Below are 16,344 nucleotides of genomic sequence, written 5' to 3'. Positions count from 1 at the left end.
TCTTTGATTATTATGAATGTCAAAACTTGCCGAAAAAGATAAATTTTTAGATTTATCAGACTATGGAAGAACCTTTGGAAAAGCCTTTGCTTTGCAATTAAAAAACACCAAATTCACTCCAATTCATGTTACTTTACTTTTCGGAATTTCCGGATTAATTGCGATATATTGCATCTTAAATCACTACTATTTTGCCGCAGGATTTTTCATTGTTTTAAAGTCAATTATTGATGCTGCAGATGGTGAATTAGCGCGTATAAAAAACACTCCATCTTACACCGGAAGATACCTTGATAGTGTCTTTGACATTGTCTTAAATTTCATGTTTTTTATGGCAATTTGTTACGTTTCAAACACCTCTTTTTGGCTTACAATTCTGGCCTTTTTTGGCATACAATTGCAAGGAACTTTATACAATTATTACTATGTAATTTTGAGAAATAAATCGGTTGGTGGTGACTCAACGAGCAAGATTTTTGAATACAAATCTCCTAAAGCTTTACCTGGTGAAAGTCAAAAATCGGTTGATATTTTGTTCAAAATTTACACAGTAGTTTACGGAGTTTTTGATAAAATAATTCACTTTTTAGATAAGGATGCGTATAAGGTAAAAACGTTTCCAAATTGGTTTATGACATCATTATCTGTTTTTGGATTAGGTTTTCAGTTGCTGATAATTGCCATAATGTTACCCTTAAATTTAATAGAATTTATAGTTCCTTTTTTCATTTTATTTACGCTATTAATTTTTGCATTTATAGGCATAAGAAAACGCTTTATAAAGACTTAAAATCACAATAGATAAATTCTATAGTTAGCCTTTAATTATTTGATTAACAAAATTTTAAAATAAATTACATAAACCACTAATTCAATATGTAATTTTAACCAATCCAAGACTTAAAATCAGAAACTTTTTCTCTTGAAACGACAACTTCTTCGTCTTTATAAGAAGGTAAAATTACTTTTAATCTAGAATTACTATAGACTTGAATTTCATTAATTGCCTTTAAAGGAATAATAAATTTTCTACTCACGCGATAAAATTCTTTTGGGTTTAACTCCTCCTCTATTTGTTCCAAAGTTGTATCTAAAAGATAATTTCGGTTTTCAAAAGTATGCAAATAGGTTCCTTTATTTTCACTGTAAAAACACTCAACCTCATCAATTGAAATCACTTTTAGTTGTTGTCCGATTTTTACAGAAAATCTACTTTTGTATTCTTTAGTTTCATTTCCTAAAATCATCTTTTTTATCATCTCAAAATCCAAGTTTGAAGCCGTGTTTTTTTGGACTTGATTTTTAAATTTATTTACGGCAATTTCTAGGTCAACATCATCAATTGGTTTTAGCAAATAATCGATGCTATTTAACTTGAAAGCACGCAACGCATATTCATCAAAAGCAGTCGTAAAAATGACCGCACTTTTGATGTCAATTTGCTCAAAAATTTCGAACGATAATCCATCCGAAAGTTGAATATCTAAAAAAATCAAATCTGGGTGATTATTGTTTTGAAACCACTCAATTGAATCTTCCACAGAATGTAAAAGTGTATGTACTTCTAAACCCAATTTTTCAACTTTTCGTTGCAATAATCTTGCAGCTGGTTTTTCGTCTTCTATTATAATTATGTTCATTTTAAATTATGGTTATAAGTTTAAAAGTTTATGAGGTTAAAAGGTTTTATGTAAAACTTCTGAATTCTAAATTCTGACTTCTAAATTCAAAATTTATTCCCATTTATTGTTTTTATTTTTTTCCATCAACTCTTTAATTTTTCGTTCTTCCCAGTCATTTCCTAAAATCATTCCTGGTAAAAAAACAGATAATCCATGAGCTAATAATCCAATTCCCCAAAAGAAAGCTGTTATAAAATTATGCCATTGAAAATAGCTTTCTCCTTCACCTAAATTTTGATAGTTAATTACAACAAACATTAAGTTAATAACAAAATAAACTAATGCATGTGTATAAAATCCTTTTATGCGTTTTACTCTTTTTAATGCTTCATAATATTTAGCATCTTCTGGACTTGTTGGAATATAATTTTTAAAATCTCCTTTGTCCATTCTTCGTTGTACTCTTTCTCCTATACTCATCTTATTGAAATTTATTTTTATTAGACTTTTCTTCTTCCATAAATTGTTTAATCTTATTTTTCTCCCAATCTTTATTGAAAAACGGGAAAAAATTAAACACTCGCATCGCATGAAAAAATATACCAATTCCCCAACCTAATAACGTCCAAATGAACCATAAAACTTCTGGTGTATATTTAAGGTTGATGTATATTATTACAATCATTACTATTACATAACTTAATAAATGACTATAAAATCCTTTTAATTCTTGTACTTGTTTTTTTGCTTTCTGATAGCGTTCAAAATCATTGTTTGTTTCCATAATTATTTCCATTTTGATTCTTCTTTATTTTCTTTTTGTAATATCTCTTGAATTTTCTTTTCTTCCCAAGACTTTCCATATCCAAAAGTTTCAAAAGCATGAAAAGTTAAACCCAATCCCCAACCTAACATTGGAAACCAAAACCATTGAAAACTTGATGTGCTTAAATTAATCACAATAAGAATTGGAATAACACAGCAATAAGAAATTAAATTGCCATAGAACCCTTTTAACTTTTCTACTCTATCTTTAGCTCTATCGTAAGCTGTTTGTTCGTTGTAATTGTAGGTTGTTTCCATAACTGATATTTGTTTAGTTAAAATTGGAAGTTTTATTCTGAAATATTCATCAGTATCCTCTACTAGAACATTTCTCTTAGTTAAAATTGCATATCGACTTACAATATTTTGAAGTCCAACACCTCTTCGATCCTGCAATACTTCCTTTTTTTGCTTGTTATTTTCTACTATTAATTCGTTGTTTTGTATGCTTATTTTGATGTGTAATGGCTTTTTCTCGCTTACAATATTATGTTTAATACAGTTTTCTAATAATAACTGTAAGGATAACGGAACCACTTTAGCATCTTCATCATTAAAACCCTCTGGAACTTCATACGTAATACTATCTTCAAAACGCATTTTTAATAAGTTCATGTACGTTTTTGCGAAAGCTAATTCTTCAGCAACTGTAACCAATTCTTTATCTTTTTGCTCCAAAACATATCTATAAATTTTAGATAATGAAGTAGTGAATTTTTGTGCATTTTCTGGATTTTCCTCAATCAAAGAACTCAAAACATTTAAACTGTTGAATAAAAAATGAGGATCAATTTGACTTTTTAGACTTTCAAACTTGGCTGAAGCCGTTCCTGCAATGATTTTTTGTTCTTTTACTCTATTTTCTTGATAGGCTTTATAGAAATAAATTAAATGAATAATCAAAAGAACTACAAAAGTAAATATGGATGCCATTATGTAGTTTGAAGGAGTTTCATATTTAATAAAATCAGACAACTTCTCTCCTTCTACAATTACATTTCCAAACATTCTCAATAAAAAAATAATAAATAAGGATAAAAAAAAAGAAGACACAAACCCTACAACAATTCTTTTTCTTGAAAATCTCTTATTTACAAAAACCTTGTCTAATACTATAAACAAATACGTATTTGCCAGATGTAATGAAAAACTATAAAGTAATGTGTATAAAAATGTAATCTTTAATTCGTCATTAAAAGAAACTTCGTGACCATTAAGAACATTAATCAAAACTATGATACAAAAAATAGAAAAACCAATTATTAATGCTCTCGGAAATTCTTTTATATATCTATTTTTCATTTTAGTAATTTTAAGTATTAGTTACAATCCGCTGAAACTTCTTTAGCTCTATCTAATCCCCAATTTGGATGAAATGGTGTTTCTAATTGAAAATTCTCAAACAAAGGTATCGATTTTGCAATTTGTTCGCACATTGGCGCTGTATCTTGTCCAAAATACTTTGCTGAACCCATTTCAAATTCTGCTTTAGAAAACATAACTCTTGGATTTTCTGGTGCAATTTTAGCTGCTTTTGCATAAACTCCATTTGCCATTCCAGAATATTTCATTCCGTTTGTCATAGGGTCGGAAACAATCCATCCTGTGTAGATTAATCCTTGAACTACTAATAACTCTGCATTTTGGCTGTCTTTCTTAAATTCAACATCTAAAGCATTTTGAGCTTTATCTAACAATGATTTAATTTCTTCTTTGTCTTGTGTTTGAAAAGATGATAGCGTATTAATAAGAGCCACATAATAGTTAGGCAACCATTCTTTTGATTCTGCAGAAGCAATGCGTTCAAATGTAGCTGAAGCTTCTGTGTTTTTTCCTTCTGACCAAAGTTGCATTCCTTTTGCCATGCCTGTTTCATAATTTGTTTGTGCTGAAACTAATCCACAAACTAAAATTGCGATGAATGTGATAATTTTTGTCATGATATTAAAATTTAAAGTTAGTATTTCTTTTTTTGATAGTACAAAGTTGCACCAGAATGTTATGATTATAAAATTGTTATTACCGAACTGTTGAATATTGAGGATGAATTGTTGTTTTCTAAAAAAGAGCATAACAAAATTCATTTTTAGTGTTTATAGGACTTAATTATATAAACAACCATCAAAAACCCCAAATATGACGTTAACAACCCCAAGTATGGCATTATATAACCCCAAAAATGATGTAAACAATGCCAAAAATGACGTCTAGAACCCCAAAATTGGCGTTATATAATGCCAAATATGACGCAGACAATGCCAAACACGGAGTAAACAACCCCAAAGATGACGTCTAAAGCCTTGAATTTAAAGAATAAGGCAATGAACTTCAAATGAACAAATAGTTAAATTGCTACTATTAATTTCAATCCTACAAGTTATCTAAATTATTAGTCTTTTTATTATCACTAATGGTCCAAAAGAATCCTACAAAAACAAAGCGATTGGCTGGTTGTGTAATGGCTTGACGTTGGAACTGTCCGTTTAAATCTGGTGAATTGGCATAATTGTATCCAAAAATAGTATTTGTTCCTATGGCATTTGAAACTGAAAGGAATAGTATTTTTTGTTGTGATAAAAGATAAGCCCAGCTAAAACTCAAATTGTTATATGATTGTGTTTGCTCATTCATAAAAACAACTGAATTTGGATTATCATAAGGTCTTCCTGAATTGTATGAATAGGTTCCACTAATTTGTGATTTTAGTTTTTCAACCCAATATTTAGTGACTAATGAAAAATTATGTTTTGCAATAAAACTTGGGGTTACGTTAGTTTCATAATTTTTATAATCTCTTTTTGAATCAATAAATGAATAGGAAATCCAATATTCTAAATTTTTAATGGATTTATTATCTCTCCAAAACAAATCGATTCCTTTAGCAAAACCATAACCGTTATTGTTGAAATCACTATCAAATTGAGCAGATGAAGTATTGTATTTTACCAAATCATTATAATTTTTATAATACCCTTCAGCTCTGAACATTTTGCCTTCTTTATTATACATATAATTCAGAATATAATGTGACGTGTTTTCATAATTCAAATTAGAAGTATATTTCAAATAACTTTGATTAGGCGTTTGATTAAAAGTTCCATAAGCCAAAGAAACCTGATTATTTTCAGCGATTTTATAAGCCATTGAAATTCTTGGTTCAACTACAAAGTCATTTACAATAGAAGCATTTGAACCTCTTAATCCAACATTCATAGCTAGTTTTTTAGAAAAGAAGATTTCGGTTTCAGCAAACAAAGCTCCTAAATTATTATCATATCCGGAAAGAAAACTATTGGCTTGATTTTCTTGAAAAGACTCATCAAAATTGGTATGAAAATAATCTCCTCCAAAATTTAATTTTATTCTATGGGTCAAAAACTGAGTAAATTTTAATTTATAATGTAAACTTCTTTCATTATTACCAACGTTATCATTTGCTAAATTGATTTTATTTTGACTGTAACCATAACTCAAACCCGTTTGAAGCTTAGTGTTTTCAGCAACATATCCTACGAATGAAGAATTCAAATAAAGGTTTTTGTTCGTAATATCAACTCTAATTTTATCTTCAAAATTCACGTCTTTTTGATTGATATCGAAATTGGTTTTATCAAAAGCTGCGTAGATTTTTAGCAATCCTTTTTTAATTTTAGTTCTAAAAATACTTTCACCCGAAAATACCTCAACAGGTTTATTCCAATCTAAATTTTGAGGAATAATGGCTTGATATGGAGCTAAATTCATATAACTAGTATTAAAAGTCAACGAACTATTTTCCCATATCTTTGTTTTTCCTAAACCAGCACCAACAGTCATTATCGAAATATCCGTTTGATCTTGTACAGGTTCATCAATTGTATTCATCAAAAGCACACTTGAAAGGGCATCACCATATTCAGCACTATAACCACCCGTTGAAAACGTAATTCCATCAAACAAAAACGGAGAAAAACGTCCTCTTGTTGGCACATTATTAGCTGTTGCACCATAAGGTTGCGCTACTCTAATTCCATCTACATAAGTTTGCGTTTCATTCGATTCTCCACCACGAACAAATAAACGACCACTTTCTCCAACAGTTTGTGTTCCTGGCAAAGTTTGTAAGGCACCAATAATATTTCCGGCAGAACCAGCTGTTGTGACAATATCTAAAGGTTTCAAGGCTGTAACCTTACTATTATCACCAGCTTTAAAAGTTCCGGCTGAAACAACCACTGCATCTAGTGTATTTAAGTCATCTTTTAAGTTGAATGTTTTTGGTTGATAGTTCTCAACTTCAATTTTTACTGTTAGAGTTTCAAAAGAAATAAAACTGATTTGCAAAATTTGATTTCCCGATGAAGTTGTTCTAAATGAAAATTCTCCGTTTTCATCTGTAATTGTTCCATCATAAGTACCTTTCAAAAACACATTGGCAGCTACAATTGGATTCTTTTGCTCATCAATGACTTTCCCCTTCAAAGTGGTTTGAGAGTAACTTAAAAGAGTTATAAATGTGATTAATAAAGTTAAAATCGTTTTCATCTTTTTAATTTTAGTTAGTTTGATGAAGCAAAATTGTAGTAAAAGCTAATCAATAAAAACTAACCTTTTCCGAACTGTAGAATTTTAAGGATGAATTGTAATTTATGTATTAAAAAACTATTATTTCCTTATTTTCGTAAATGATAGTATGAAAACAAATACTATAAAACTTCTTTTACTACTTATCATTCCTAATTGTTTATTGGCACAAAAAATTAATAATATGGCTTCTTTTAGAGATATTAAAAGTGATACTTATTTTAGGTTTAATTATGACAATGATTACTTCACTTCAACAGATGAAAATTACACACAAGGTTATAATTTTGAGTTAGTTTCTCCTTTTTTTGAAAAAAACCCTGTCAACAACTTATTTTTTATTCCAGAAAACACTGAAAACAAATTCGGAATTTCTATTGAGCACATTGGTTTTACTCCTAATTCCTATAAAAGTCCAGAAATTCAATATGGCGACAGACCTTTTGCTGCAGCAATAATGCTTAAAAGTTTTGTGATTTCGACAAATATTGAAAAGAGATATAGAGGTTATTCTTCTTTGAATCTTGGAATAATTGGTCCTGGAGCATTTGGCAAAGAAATGCAAGTTGCCATTCATGAAGCAACCGGAAATACAATTCCACAAGGTTGGAAAAATCAAGTTAAAAATGACATCGTTCTAAATTATGAAATCGGATTAGAAAAACAACTTTTTCGTTTCAAAAATTTACTTTCTATACAATCTGATGCAAATTTAAAAGCTGGAACCCTATTTACAAATGCTTCATTGGGTTTAAATGCAACAATCGGAATTATAAATTCACCGTTTACTTCAAATAATGAAAAGAATAAATTTCAATTGTATTTTTACACACAACCTGTTTTGAATGTAATTGGTTATGATGCAACGCTTCAAGGTGGTTTATTTAATCAAAAAAGTCCTTATACTATTTCTAATTCTTCTGTTGAACGTTTTACAGCTCAACACAATTATGGAATCGTTTTAAAAACAAAAACTTTATATTTTGAATATTCCCGTTCAGCTATCACAAGAGAATTTGATTCTGGAAGTTCAGCAAAATGGGGCGGAATTAAAATTGGTTTCACATTTTAATAAGGTATAAAAATAAAATATACTTTATTAAAATTGTACTTCTTTGATTAGTACATTTACAAAAACATTACTCATGGATTACCAACAAATATTAAACTCAATATATAACGAAGTAAAGCTACTAGAAAATAATGGTTCTATTGCTGAATATATTCCTGAATTAGCCAAAGTTGATGCTTCTAAATTCGGAATTTCATTAATTGACAATCAGCAAAATATTTATAATGTAGGAAATGCAACTGAAAATTTTTCGATTCAAAGTATTACAAAAGTTTTCACAACAGCTTTAATTTTTTCCAAAATAGGTAATGATTTATGGAAAAGAGTCAATTTTGAACCATCTGGAAATGCATTTAATTCCTTAGTTCAATTAGAATATGAAAACGGAATTCCAAGAAATCCTTTTATAAATGCTGGTGCTTTAGTTATTGCCGATTTAATGCTAGAACATTTTGAAGATCCAAAAACATATTTTTTAGATTTTGTAAGAACATTGGCAAATTCAAAATCAATAAATTATAATTTAGAGGTTGTCAATTCTGAAAAAGAAACTGGTTTTAGAAATGCTGCATTAGTAAATTACATCAAATCTTATGAAAATATTAAAAACAATCCTGAAGATGTTTTAGATTTTTATTATCATCAATGTGCCTTAGCCATGAGTTGTGAAGAACTAGCCAAAAGCTTTCAAATCTTTTCAAATAATGGGATAAATCCATATAATAACGAACGTTTACTTACTTCAAGTCAATGCAAAAGAATAAATGCCTTAATGCAAATGTGTGGTTTTTATGATCAAGCTGGAGAATTTACTTTTAAAGTAGGTTTACCCGGAAAAAGTGGTGTTGGTGGTGGCGTTACTGCTGTTTTTCCAAATAATTATACCGTTGCTGTTTGGAGTCCAAAATTGAATAAAAAAGGAAATTCGGTTTATGGATTAGAAACTTTAGAACGATTAACCACAATCACTGAAGCCTCAATATTTTAGAAAATCTTATCAACAAATGCACTTTTGACAAAAGTAGTTTCTTAAATATTACTTACTTTTGCAGTTCATAAAATTTCAAACAAATGATTTATAAATTTAGAGCTATATTAGATACTAAAGAGGATATTTTTAGAGATATTGTAATAGAAAAAACAAATACTTTAGAAGATTTACACAACGCAATTGTTAACGCTTTTGGCTTTGACGGAACCGAAATGGCTTCCTTTTATATGTGTGATGATGAATGGAATCAAGAATTTGAAATTCCTTTATTTGACACAGGTGATGATTCTGATGATGTTAGACCTATGAATGAATTTATCCTTGAAGATAATTTAGACAAACATCATACAAAAATTATTTACGTTTATGATTTCTTAAACATGTGGACTTTCTACGTGGAATTAGCCGTAATTGAAGATGAAAAACAAGAAGGATTAGTCTATCCAGCCTTATTATTTTCACAAGGTGAAGTTCCTTTAGAATCTGAAGATAAATTATTTGAAGCTGAAGGTGGTTTAGATGAAGAGGATTATGACGAAGATGATTTAGACATGTTCGAAGGAGATGATAGCTTTGAAGACTTTGGTTTTGAAGAAAATTGGAATTAATTTTTAAAGTAACTAAGTAGCTAAGAATAAAAGTAACTGAGTTTATGAAAACATTTAGAGATATATTTATTTGGCAAAAATCAATGTCTTTAGTTACTAAAATTTATACTTATACAAATCACTTTCCAAAAGAGGAAGTCTTTGGTTTAACATCACAAATTAGAAGATGTTCCGTTTCAATTCCAAGTAATGTTGCTGAAGGATTTGGACGAGAAAGCAATAAAGAATATCTAAGATTTTTAAACATTTCATTAGGATCTTTATTTGAATTACAAACACAATTAGAAATTGCAAAAAACATTCAATATTTAAATGAAGTAAAATTCAATGAAATATATGAAGACACCAGAGAAATTGAAAGAATGTTAGTTTCTTTCATAAATAAAATTAAAAACACTCAGTAACTTCAACCTCTTAGTTACTTAGAAACTTAAAACAAATGATAAACCTTTTCAACGCCCACATAGACAATCTTTCCATTCATAGAGTTGGAAACAAAAGCCGTAACGAAGCTATTTTTTTATCTGAAAATCCATATCGATTAAACGATGAAATTATGCCTTTATTGAAAGAATATTTCTTTAAACCTTTTCGTGAAAAAGAAGAAAATTACTTTCAGTTTGCGCATGATGTTGATTTAGAGTATAATGATATGTATAATTTGGCGACTGAGATTTTCAATAATCCAAGCGAAGTACATACCATTTCAAAAAAAATAACTTCTCACTTATTTGAGCAATCAAATCATCCACATATTAAGAATGGTGAAGTTTATATAGCTTACCTTTCAAATGTGTCGATTGATAACAATGTTGTGGATGCTATTGGCGTTTTCAAAAGTGAAATCCAAACTGATTTTTTACAATTTGAAGAAAACGGTAGTAGTTTGGAAATGATTTTACAACAAGGAATCAATTTAAACAAATTAGATAAAGGTTGTTTGATTTTCAATTATAAAAAAGAAGAAGGGTATAAAATATTAACAATTGATAGCAACAGATATGATGCTCGTTATTGGTTAGAACATTTCTTATCAGTTGATGCTTTTCAGGATGAAAATTTCATGACTAAGAAATATCTAAAATTCTGTCAAGATTTTGCTAAAGATGTCGTTTTACCCGCAGAAGATAAGCAACAAGAGGTTTTATTTATGAATAGAGCTATCAATCACTTTGCAAAAAATGATGCTTTTGAAGAAACTTCCTTCTTGAATGAAGTTATGGAAAACCCTGAGTTTATTCCAGAATTTAAAAACTACAAAGTAGATAAAGGTGAAAAATATAGCATAGAAGATGTAACAAATTTTCCTATTGCAAATGCAGCTGTGACTGACGTTCGTAAAAAACTAAAAAATACGATTCATTTAGATACAAATGTTCAAATTAAATTAGACTTCGTGAATTCTGATTCAGCTCAAAAATTTGTTGAAAAAGGTTGGGACGAAGAAAAACAAATGTATTATTACTTGGTTTACTTTAACAAAGAACAGAAAAGCTAGTGTTCAGTATTCAGTAAATAGTGTTCAAAAAATAAAAGTCCTCAATTGCGAATAAGTAATTGAGGATTTTCTTTATATTTGAATAATAATTTTTAGCATCATAAGATGCTGAAATAAATTCAGCGTATATGAACAAACTAGACTTACAGAAATTCATAGAAGAAAAATCAAACCGCCAAATAGTTTTAAAAGAACGAATGACGCTTTTGAACAACTTGGACGATGAATTATCAGGTTCAAAAATTGGTCGTTGGTTTGGAAGCGCTTATTTGTCAACCAAAAGATTTATCACGCTTATTTTAGGAATTATTTTAATTTTAGGTTCGATTTTGTTTTTCTTTTTTCCTCAAATTATAGTAAAAGATGAAGCAGTAAAAAATGAAATTATTCAAGATTACAAAACCTATTTTATGCAAGAAACAGGTTCTTCATTACAGGCAAAAGTTGAAGAAATTTCTAATAATTCTGCCAATTCAAATTCTATTTTATTAGTTCAAAACATTGATAAATCCATTGGAGATTCAATACAAAGTAATGATAAAAATAAATTTCAATTTATGGCAATCTTAGGGTTTTTAATTGGAATAATTTTACTTTATATCGCTCGATTAACAAAGAAAATTCAACACAGAAATACTAAAATCACAGCAGCTGAGCACTTAACACAATCAATTATCAAAGATTACTCAATTACTATTGAAGAAGAAGACAAAGAACTTCAAATTTTGAGAGAATATCTGAATACTATGAGTTAGTAGTTTACTAATTAAACCTCTTCATCAGGAAAAATCTTTCCTGGATTTAAAATATGATTGGCATCAAAAACGCGTTTAATACTTTCCATAAGTTCTAAATGTGTTTTTGTAAACGCTATGTCCATATAATTCTTTTGTACATATCCTATTCCGTGTTCTCCAGAAAGTGTTCCTTTTAGAGCAACTGTTAATTCAAAAATCTCTCTGATTCCCTTTGGGATTTCTTTCTTCCATTGTTCATCAGATAATTCTCCTTTGATAATGTTTACATGCAAATTTCCATCACCAGCATGACCATAACAAACCGATTGAAAACCGTATTTCATTCCTATTGCCTTTATTCCATTTAATAAAGCTGGTAATTCATATCTTGGAACAACTGTATCTTCTTCTTTATAAATTGAATTTGATTTAACGGCTTCACCAACAGCTCTACGCATTTTCCATAAAGCATTCTTTTGTTCATCTGAATCAGCAAATAAAACCTCATCAATTTCATATTGTTCAACAACTTCTAGAATTTTTTCGGCTTCCTGCATTAAAATTTCTGGATAATTTCCGTCCACTTCAATCAATAAATGCGCTTGAATATTATCTTTAATTTCAACACTTACACCATCAATATATTTCATCGTCCATTCTAAAGCATCACGCTCCATAAACTCTAATGCACTTGGCACAATTCCAGCTCTAAAAATAGCAGAAACGGCTTCACACGCTTGAGTTGAATTATAGAAAGGAACTAACAACAACACATTGTGCTTATTAGCAGGAATCAACTTTAAAACGATTTTAGTTATAACTCCTAAAGTTCCTTCACTTCCAACCATTAATTGCGTCAGGTTGTAACCTGTTGAGTTTTTTAATGTATTTGCTCCTGTCCAAATAATTTCACCATTAGGTAAAACGATTTCTAAATTTAAAACATAATCTTTCGTTACACCATATTTCAAAGCTCTTGCTCCACCAGCATTTTCGGCAACATTTCCACCAATAAAACAACTTCCTTGACTACTTGGATCTACTGGATAAGATAGGTTTTTTTCTAAAACTGCTTCACGCAAAACTTGAGTAATTACAGCTGGTTCAACCGTAATTTGAAGATTTTTTTCATCAATTTCTATGATTTTATTTAACCGTTCCATCGAAAGTCCAATTCCTTTCTGAACACATAATGCACCACCGCTTAAACCCGTTCTTGCTCCTATTGGTGTTACAGGAATATAAAATTGATTGGCTACTTTTAGAATTTCAGAAATTTCATGAGCATTAGCAGGTTTCAAAACTACACTTGGAGGAAAAACATAATCTTCTGTTTCATCGTGACCGTAATGATTTCTAGTATCTTCATCCGTAAAGATGTAAGATTCACCAACAATATTTTTTAATAAATCGTATATATTTTTCTTTAATTCCATTTTTCTTATTTTAAAAATTTAATAAAATCCAGTACCAAAAAGCTAAAGTTATGAATGATAACGGAATTCCAATTCCAACCATCATACTGCTTAATTTTGGTTTTAAACCATAAGTTGAAGCCAAAATTGCTCCTGTAATCATTGGAGCCATTGCTGACTCTAAAATAGAAACATCAATCATTAAGCCTGATGCTCCAAATATTTTCTTGTACAAAATAAAGAAAAAAACAGGTGTAATCATTAATTTAAATAACAAACCTAAAGTAAGAAAGTTCCAATGTTTGCTTTTTCTTTCAATTTTCAATTGCAAACCAACCGCAATCAATGCAATTGGAGTAACAGTATTACCAATTCGCTGAAAAACAGATTGGAAATCTACAGGAAAATCAACATCAAAGATATTGAGCGATAAAGCAACTATAAAGGCAATGAAAGGAGGGAAAAATAAAATTTTCTTAACAATTGCATTTGAACTCAATTTTTCTCTAGAAAATAGTGTAACAACAATAATTCCTAAGGTTGCCATTACTACAAATGACCCTGGTTGATCTATAACGATTGCTGTTTCAATACCTTTTGAGCCATATAAAGCTTCAATTACTGGAAATCCAACAAATGACGTATTTCCCAAACCAGCAGTTAAAATTAAACAACCTGTTAGTTTCTTGGACCAGCCCAAATATTTTCCTAAAGTGTAAAAAAACAAAAACGAGAGTCCAAAACCCAACCATGCGATTCCTAATGGATATAATAAAGCGGTTGATATTTCTATTTTTGGAATATAATACAAGGCTAATCCGGGTAAAGAAACATAAATAACAAATTGATTTAAAGCAATATGCATGTTTTTGGGAAACGCTTTTACATATTGAAAAGAAACACCAATCAAAAGACAAATGAAAATTAGAAGAATATTATCCATTGTATTATTATGAATTACAAAGGTAAAAGCATTATTTGATTATTAAATGGAAAGTTCTTTTTTTTCAAAAAAATTGTACATTTACAGAAAGAGACAATTTTTGGAAGAGCAAGGCAAAAAATCAGCATTATCAGAAGTTAACGGCATCAATCAACCAGATTCGTTGAGCAATACTGTGGCTAAAAGGATTCAATTAAAACGAAAAATTATTCCGTCTGCAAATGAATTAATTGAAGCTATAAAAAAGGGTAACAAAATCGCTTTAAGTAGAGCAATTACTCTAGTCGAAAGTACAAATCCAGAACATTTAGAGCGTGCAAATGAAGTTATAAATAGTTGTTTGCCTTTTGCTAATAAATCCGTTAGAATTGGAATCACTGGTGTTCCTGGTGTTGGAAAAAGTACGTTTATTGAAGCTTTTGGAACTTATTTGACTTCTATTGGTAAAAAAGTAGCTGTTTTAGCTGTTGATCCTAGTAGTTCTATAAGTCACGGAAGTATTTTGGGTGATAAAACTCGAATGGAAGAATTAGTCAAAGATGAAAATGCTTTTATTCGTCCAAGTGCATCTGGAGATAGTCTTGGTGGTGTAGCCCGAAAAACACGTGAAAGCATCATTTTATGTGAAGCTTGTGGTTTTGATACTATATTAATTGAAACGGTTGGAGTTGGTCAAAGTGAAACCGCAGTTCATAGTATGGTTGATTTCTTTTTACTTTTAAAAATTGCTGGAGCTGGTGATGAATTACAAGGAATTAAGCGTGGAATTATGGAAATGGCTGACACCATTGTAATCAATAAAGCGGATGGTGATAACATTTCTAAAGCAAAATTGGCTAAAGCTGAATTTAATAGAGCTTTACATTTATTTCCTGCAAAAAGTAGCGGTTGGATTCCGAAAGTGACAACTTGTAGTTCTTTTGAAAAAACAGGAATTGATAATGTTTGGATTATAATTTCAGAGTATTTTGATTTAGCAAAAGAGAATCATTTCTTCGAAAAGAAAAGACAAGATCAGAATCAATTTTGGATGATGGAAACCATAAATGAGCAGTTAAAAAACAACTTCTATAATCATCCTGATATTATAAAACTACTTGAAGAAAATAAAAAAGCGGTGCAAAACAATGAAGTTTCACCTTTTGTAGCAGCTAAGAGTTTATTGGAGAAGTATTTTAAATAAACAAAGCAAAAACCTCAATGCTAATTATATTCACTGAGGTTTTCTATCAAAAACAAACTAAACTAACTATACCTTATTTTAATAAAGCAGATAGTACAAATATTAACGTTTTATACTAATAATAAAAAGGAAAATAACCTTTAATAAAAAGATTAAACACTCAGTAAAAAAGGGTGTTTTTCCTTAAAGGAAATGAAAGCATTAAATTAAATTTGTAACACAATAAATTAAGATGAAAAAAAATAAAGCAATTACGACCACATTACTTTTTTTAACTTTATTATTTTTAAGTTCTTGTAATCCTAAAAGTGAAGAAGAAAATCTAAATAACAGTAAAGAACCAACTCAAATAATTTCAGTTGATCAAGCTATTGAGATGAAGAATTTTTATCAAGATTCTATTGGAAAGTTAATTAAGGATAATAACTCAACACCAGAAAAAGAATATGACCCAACGTTGTTTGCCTTTATCGAGTTAGATTCTCTAAAACAATACATTGCCTATTTAGATGAAGTTGAACGTTTAAACAAGAAAAAAATATCTGGTATTAGGGTTTATTTTGCTGCTTACCCTGACACATTAAAGAATAGTCATAAAGCACAAGTTTATAGAAATAGAGAGACATTCTTTTTAGCTCCTACAATTGAAGTTGAGCCTAATGAGTGGGGAAGAGTATACCCAAATTTAAAAAATGTTCCTTTTTATATAGAACCCACTGGAGAAAATAGATTAATTGGAAACTTTAAAGCGATTGATGGTCTTTTATGCAAAAAAGATTCACGTCCTAGTAACCCAAAATCAAATGAATCAGTTAAAACAAGTTTGATATTAAACGACATGCAGTTAACACCTCCTCCGGGTGAATAAATTAAATAATTAATGGAAA

At 29.4% G+C, this 16,344-nt stretch carries 17 protein-coding genes; 9 read left to right on the top strand and 8 right to left on the bottom strand.

From position 1 onward, the window contains the following. Nucleotides 1–16: 16 nt before the first annotated feature. The gene (locus tag AAC008_RS05965; RefSeq protein ID WP_339888033.1) at nucleotides 17–790 is read left to right on the top strand and encodes a CDP-alcohol phosphatidyltransferase family protein; all 774 of its coding nucleotides are present in this window, start codon (nucleotides 17–19) and stop codon (nucleotides 788–790) included. Between the two features lie 94 nt (nucleotides 791–884). Here AAC008_RS05965 and AAC008_RS05960 read toward each other — a convergent pair whose 3' ends face one another. The 6 genes from AAC008_RS05960 to AAC008_RS05935 form a co-directional block, all read right to left on the bottom strand. After that, nucleotides 885–1,640 carry a LytTR family DNA-binding domain-containing protein gene (locus tag AAC008_RS05960; protein WP_339888032.1) on the bottom strand — a complete coding sequence of 252 codons (756 nt, stop codon included), beginning with the start codon at nucleotides 1,638–1,640 and terminating at the stop codon, nucleotides 885–887. Between the two features lie 93 nt (nucleotides 1,641–1,733). Continuing rightward, a complete protein-coding gene (locus AAC008_RS05955; protein ID WP_339888030.1) occupies nucleotides 1,734–2,102 on the bottom strand; it encodes a 2TM domain-containing protein in 369 nt (122 codons plus the stop codon). A 1-nt stretch (nucleotide 2,103) separates the two neighbouring features. After that, the gene (locus AAC008_RS05950) at nucleotides 2,104–2,406 is read right to left on the bottom strand and encodes a 2TM domain-containing protein (protein WP_339888029.1); all 303 of its coding nucleotides are present in this window, start codon (nucleotides 2,404–2,406) and stop codon (nucleotides 2,104–2,106) included. A gap of 2 nt (nucleotides 2,407–2,408) precedes the next feature. Then, complete coding sequence (locus tag AAC008_RS05945) at nucleotides 2,409–3,749, bottom strand: 2TM domain-containing protein (RefSeq protein WP_339888028.1); 1,341 nt, start codon at nucleotides 3,747–3,749, stop codon at nucleotides 2,409–2,411. Nucleotides 3,750–3,766: 17 nt separating this feature from the next. Further along, complete coding sequence (locus AAC008_RS05940; protein WP_339888027.1) at nucleotides 3,767–4,387, bottom strand: hypothetical protein; 621 nt, start codon at nucleotides 4,385–4,387, stop codon at nucleotides 3,767–3,769. A gap of 430 nt (nucleotides 4,388–4,817) precedes the next feature. Further along, complete coding sequence (locus tag AAC008_RS05935) at nucleotides 4,818–6,971, bottom strand: TonB-dependent receptor (protein WP_339888026.1); 2,154 nt, start codon at nucleotides 6,969–6,971, stop codon at nucleotides 4,818–4,820. Nucleotides 6,972–7,119: 148 nt separating this feature from the next. Here AAC008_RS05935 and AAC008_RS05930 point away from each other — a divergent pair, with 148 nt between their 5' ends. From AAC008_RS05930 to AAC008_RS05905, 6 genes are all read left to right on the top strand, one after another. After that, on the top strand, nucleotides 7,120–8,082 hold the full coding sequence (locus tag AAC008_RS05930; RefSeq protein ID WP_339888025.1) for a lipid A deacylase LpxR family protein: 963 nt from the start codon (nucleotides 7,120–7,122) through the stop codon (nucleotides 8,080–8,082). A 73-nt stretch (nucleotides 8,083–8,155) separates the two neighbouring features. Then, nucleotides 8,156–9,070, top strand: a complete 915-nt coding sequence (locus AAC008_RS05925) for a glutaminase (protein ID WP_339888024.1) — start codon at nucleotides 8,156–8,158, stop codon at nucleotides 9,068–9,070. 83 nt (nucleotides 9,071–9,153) lie between these two features. Further along, nucleotides 9,154–9,681, top strand: a complete 528-nt coding sequence (locus tag AAC008_RS05920; RefSeq protein WP_339888023.1) for a hypothetical protein — start codon at nucleotides 9,154–9,156, stop codon at nucleotides 9,679–9,681. Between the two features lie 44 nt (nucleotides 9,682–9,725). Then, nucleotides 9,726–10,085 carry a four helix bundle protein gene (locus AAC008_RS05915; protein ID WP_339888022.1) on the top strand — a complete coding sequence of 120 codons (360 nt, stop codon included), beginning with the start codon at nucleotides 9,726–9,728 and terminating at the stop codon, nucleotides 10,083–10,085. A gap of 35 nt (nucleotides 10,086–10,120) precedes the next feature. After that, the gene (locus tag AAC008_RS05910; RefSeq protein WP_339888020.1) at nucleotides 10,121–11,179 is read left to right on the top strand and encodes a nucleoid-associated protein; all 1,059 of its coding nucleotides are present in this window, start codon (nucleotides 10,121–10,123) and stop codon (nucleotides 11,177–11,179) included. A gap of 128 nt (nucleotides 11,180–11,307) precedes the next feature. Further along, nucleotides 11,308–11,934, top strand: a complete 627-nt coding sequence (locus AAC008_RS05905; protein WP_339888018.1) for a hypothetical protein — start codon at nucleotides 11,308–11,310, stop codon at nucleotides 11,932–11,934. Nucleotides 11,935–11,945: 11 nt separating this feature from the next. On the opposite strand, the gene AAC008_RS05900 is transcribed toward AAC008_RS05905, so the two are convergent. Continuing rightward, the gene (locus AAC008_RS05900; protein WP_339888017.1) at nucleotides 11,946–13,352 is read right to left on the bottom strand and encodes an FAD-linked oxidase C-terminal domain-containing protein; all 1,407 of its coding nucleotides are present in this window, start codon (nucleotides 13,350–13,352) and stop codon (nucleotides 11,946–11,948) included. Between the two features lie 10 nt (nucleotides 13,353–13,362). Next, nucleotides 13,363–14,274, bottom strand: coding sequence for an AEC family transporter (locus AAC008_RS05895; protein WP_339888015.1), 912 nt, complete (start codon nucleotides 14,272–14,274; stop codon nucleotides 13,363–13,365). 73 nt (nucleotides 14,275–14,347) lie between these two features. On the opposite strand from AAC008_RS05895, the gene meaB reads away from it, so the two are divergent. Further along, nucleotides 14,348–15,457: a methylmalonyl Co-A mutase-associated GTPase MeaB gene (meaB, locus tag AAC008_RS05890; RefSeq protein WP_339888013.1), complete on the top strand. Its 1,110-nt coding sequence runs from the start codon at nucleotides 14,348–14,350 to the stop codon at nucleotides 15,455–15,457. Nucleotides 15,458–15,689: 232 nt separating this feature from the next. Continuing rightward, a complete protein-coding gene (locus AAC008_RS05885; RefSeq protein ID WP_339888012.1) occupies nucleotides 15,690–16,325 on the top strand; it encodes a hypothetical protein in 636 nt (211 codons plus the stop codon). The last annotated feature ends 19 nt before the right edge of the window (nucleotides 16,326–16,344 follow it).

The organism is uncultured Flavobacterium sp. (assembly GCF_963975515.1).
Classification (GTDB): Bacteria; Bacteroidota; Bacteroidia; order Flavobacteriales; family Flavobacteriaceae; genus Flavobacterium.
The sequence above is the reverse complement of the archived record's forward strand: the minus strand, read 5'-3'. Positions and strand labels throughout refer to the sequence as shown.

Bases quoted from the DNA above. Each gene is read 5' to 3' on its own strand.
- AAC008_RS05965 (WP_339888033.1), top strand. From the start codon at position 17: ATGTCAAAACTTGCCGAAAAAGATAAATTTTTAGATTTATCAGACTAT.
- AAC008_RS05960 (WP_339888032.1), bottom strand. From the start codon at position 1,640: ATGAACATAATTATAATAGAAGACGAAAAACCAGCTGCAAGATTATTG.
- AAC008_RS05955 (WP_339888030.1), bottom strand. From the start codon at position 2,102: ATGAGTATAGGAGAAAGAGTACAACGAAGAATGGACAAAGGAGATTTT.
- AAC008_RS05950 (WP_339888029.1), bottom strand. From the start codon at position 2,406: ATGGAAACAAACAATGATTTTGAACGCTATCAGAAAGCAAAAAAACAA.
- AAC008_RS05945 (WP_339888028.1), bottom strand. From the start codon at position 3,749: ATGAAAAATAGATATATAAAAGAATTTCCGAGAGCATTAATAATTGGT.
- AAC008_RS05940 (WP_339888027.1), bottom strand. From the start codon at position 4,387: ATGACAAAAATTATCACATTCATCGCAATTTTAGTTTGTGGATTAGTT.
- AAC008_RS05935 (WP_339888026.1), bottom strand. From the start codon at position 6,971: ATGAAAACGATTTTAACTTTATTAATCACATTTATAACTCTTTTAAGT.
- AAC008_RS05930 (WP_339888025.1), top strand. From the start codon at position 7,120: ATGAAAACAAATACTATAAAACTTCTTTTACTACTTATCATTCCTAAT.
- AAC008_RS05925 (WP_339888024.1), top strand. From the start codon at position 8,156: ATGGATTACCAACAAATATTAAACTCAATATATAACGAAGTAAAGCTA.
- AAC008_RS05920 (WP_339888023.1), top strand. From the start codon at position 9,154: ATGATTTATAAATTTAGAGCTATATTAGATACTAAAGAGGATATTTTT.
- AAC008_RS05915 (WP_339888022.1), top strand. From the start codon at position 9,726: ATGAAAACATTTAGAGATATATTTATTTGGCAAAAATCAATGTCTTTA.
- AAC008_RS05910 (WP_339888020.1), top strand. From the start codon at position 10,121: ATGATAAACCTTTTCAACGCCCACATAGACAATCTTTCCATTCATAGA.
- AAC008_RS05905 (WP_339888018.1), top strand. From the start codon at position 11,308: ATGAACAAACTAGACTTACAGAAATTCATAGAAGAAAAATCAAACCGC.
- AAC008_RS05900 (WP_339888017.1), bottom strand. From the start codon at position 13,352: ATGGAATTAAAGAAAAATATATACGATTTATTAAAAAATATTGTTGGT.
- AAC008_RS05895 (WP_339888015.1), bottom strand. From the start codon at position 14,274: ATGGATAATATTCTTCTAATTTTCATTTGTCTTTTGATTGGTGTTTCT.
- AAC008_RS05885 (WP_339888012.1), top strand. From the start codon at position 15,690: ATGAAAAAAAATAAAGCAATTACGACCACATTACTTTTTTTAACTTTA.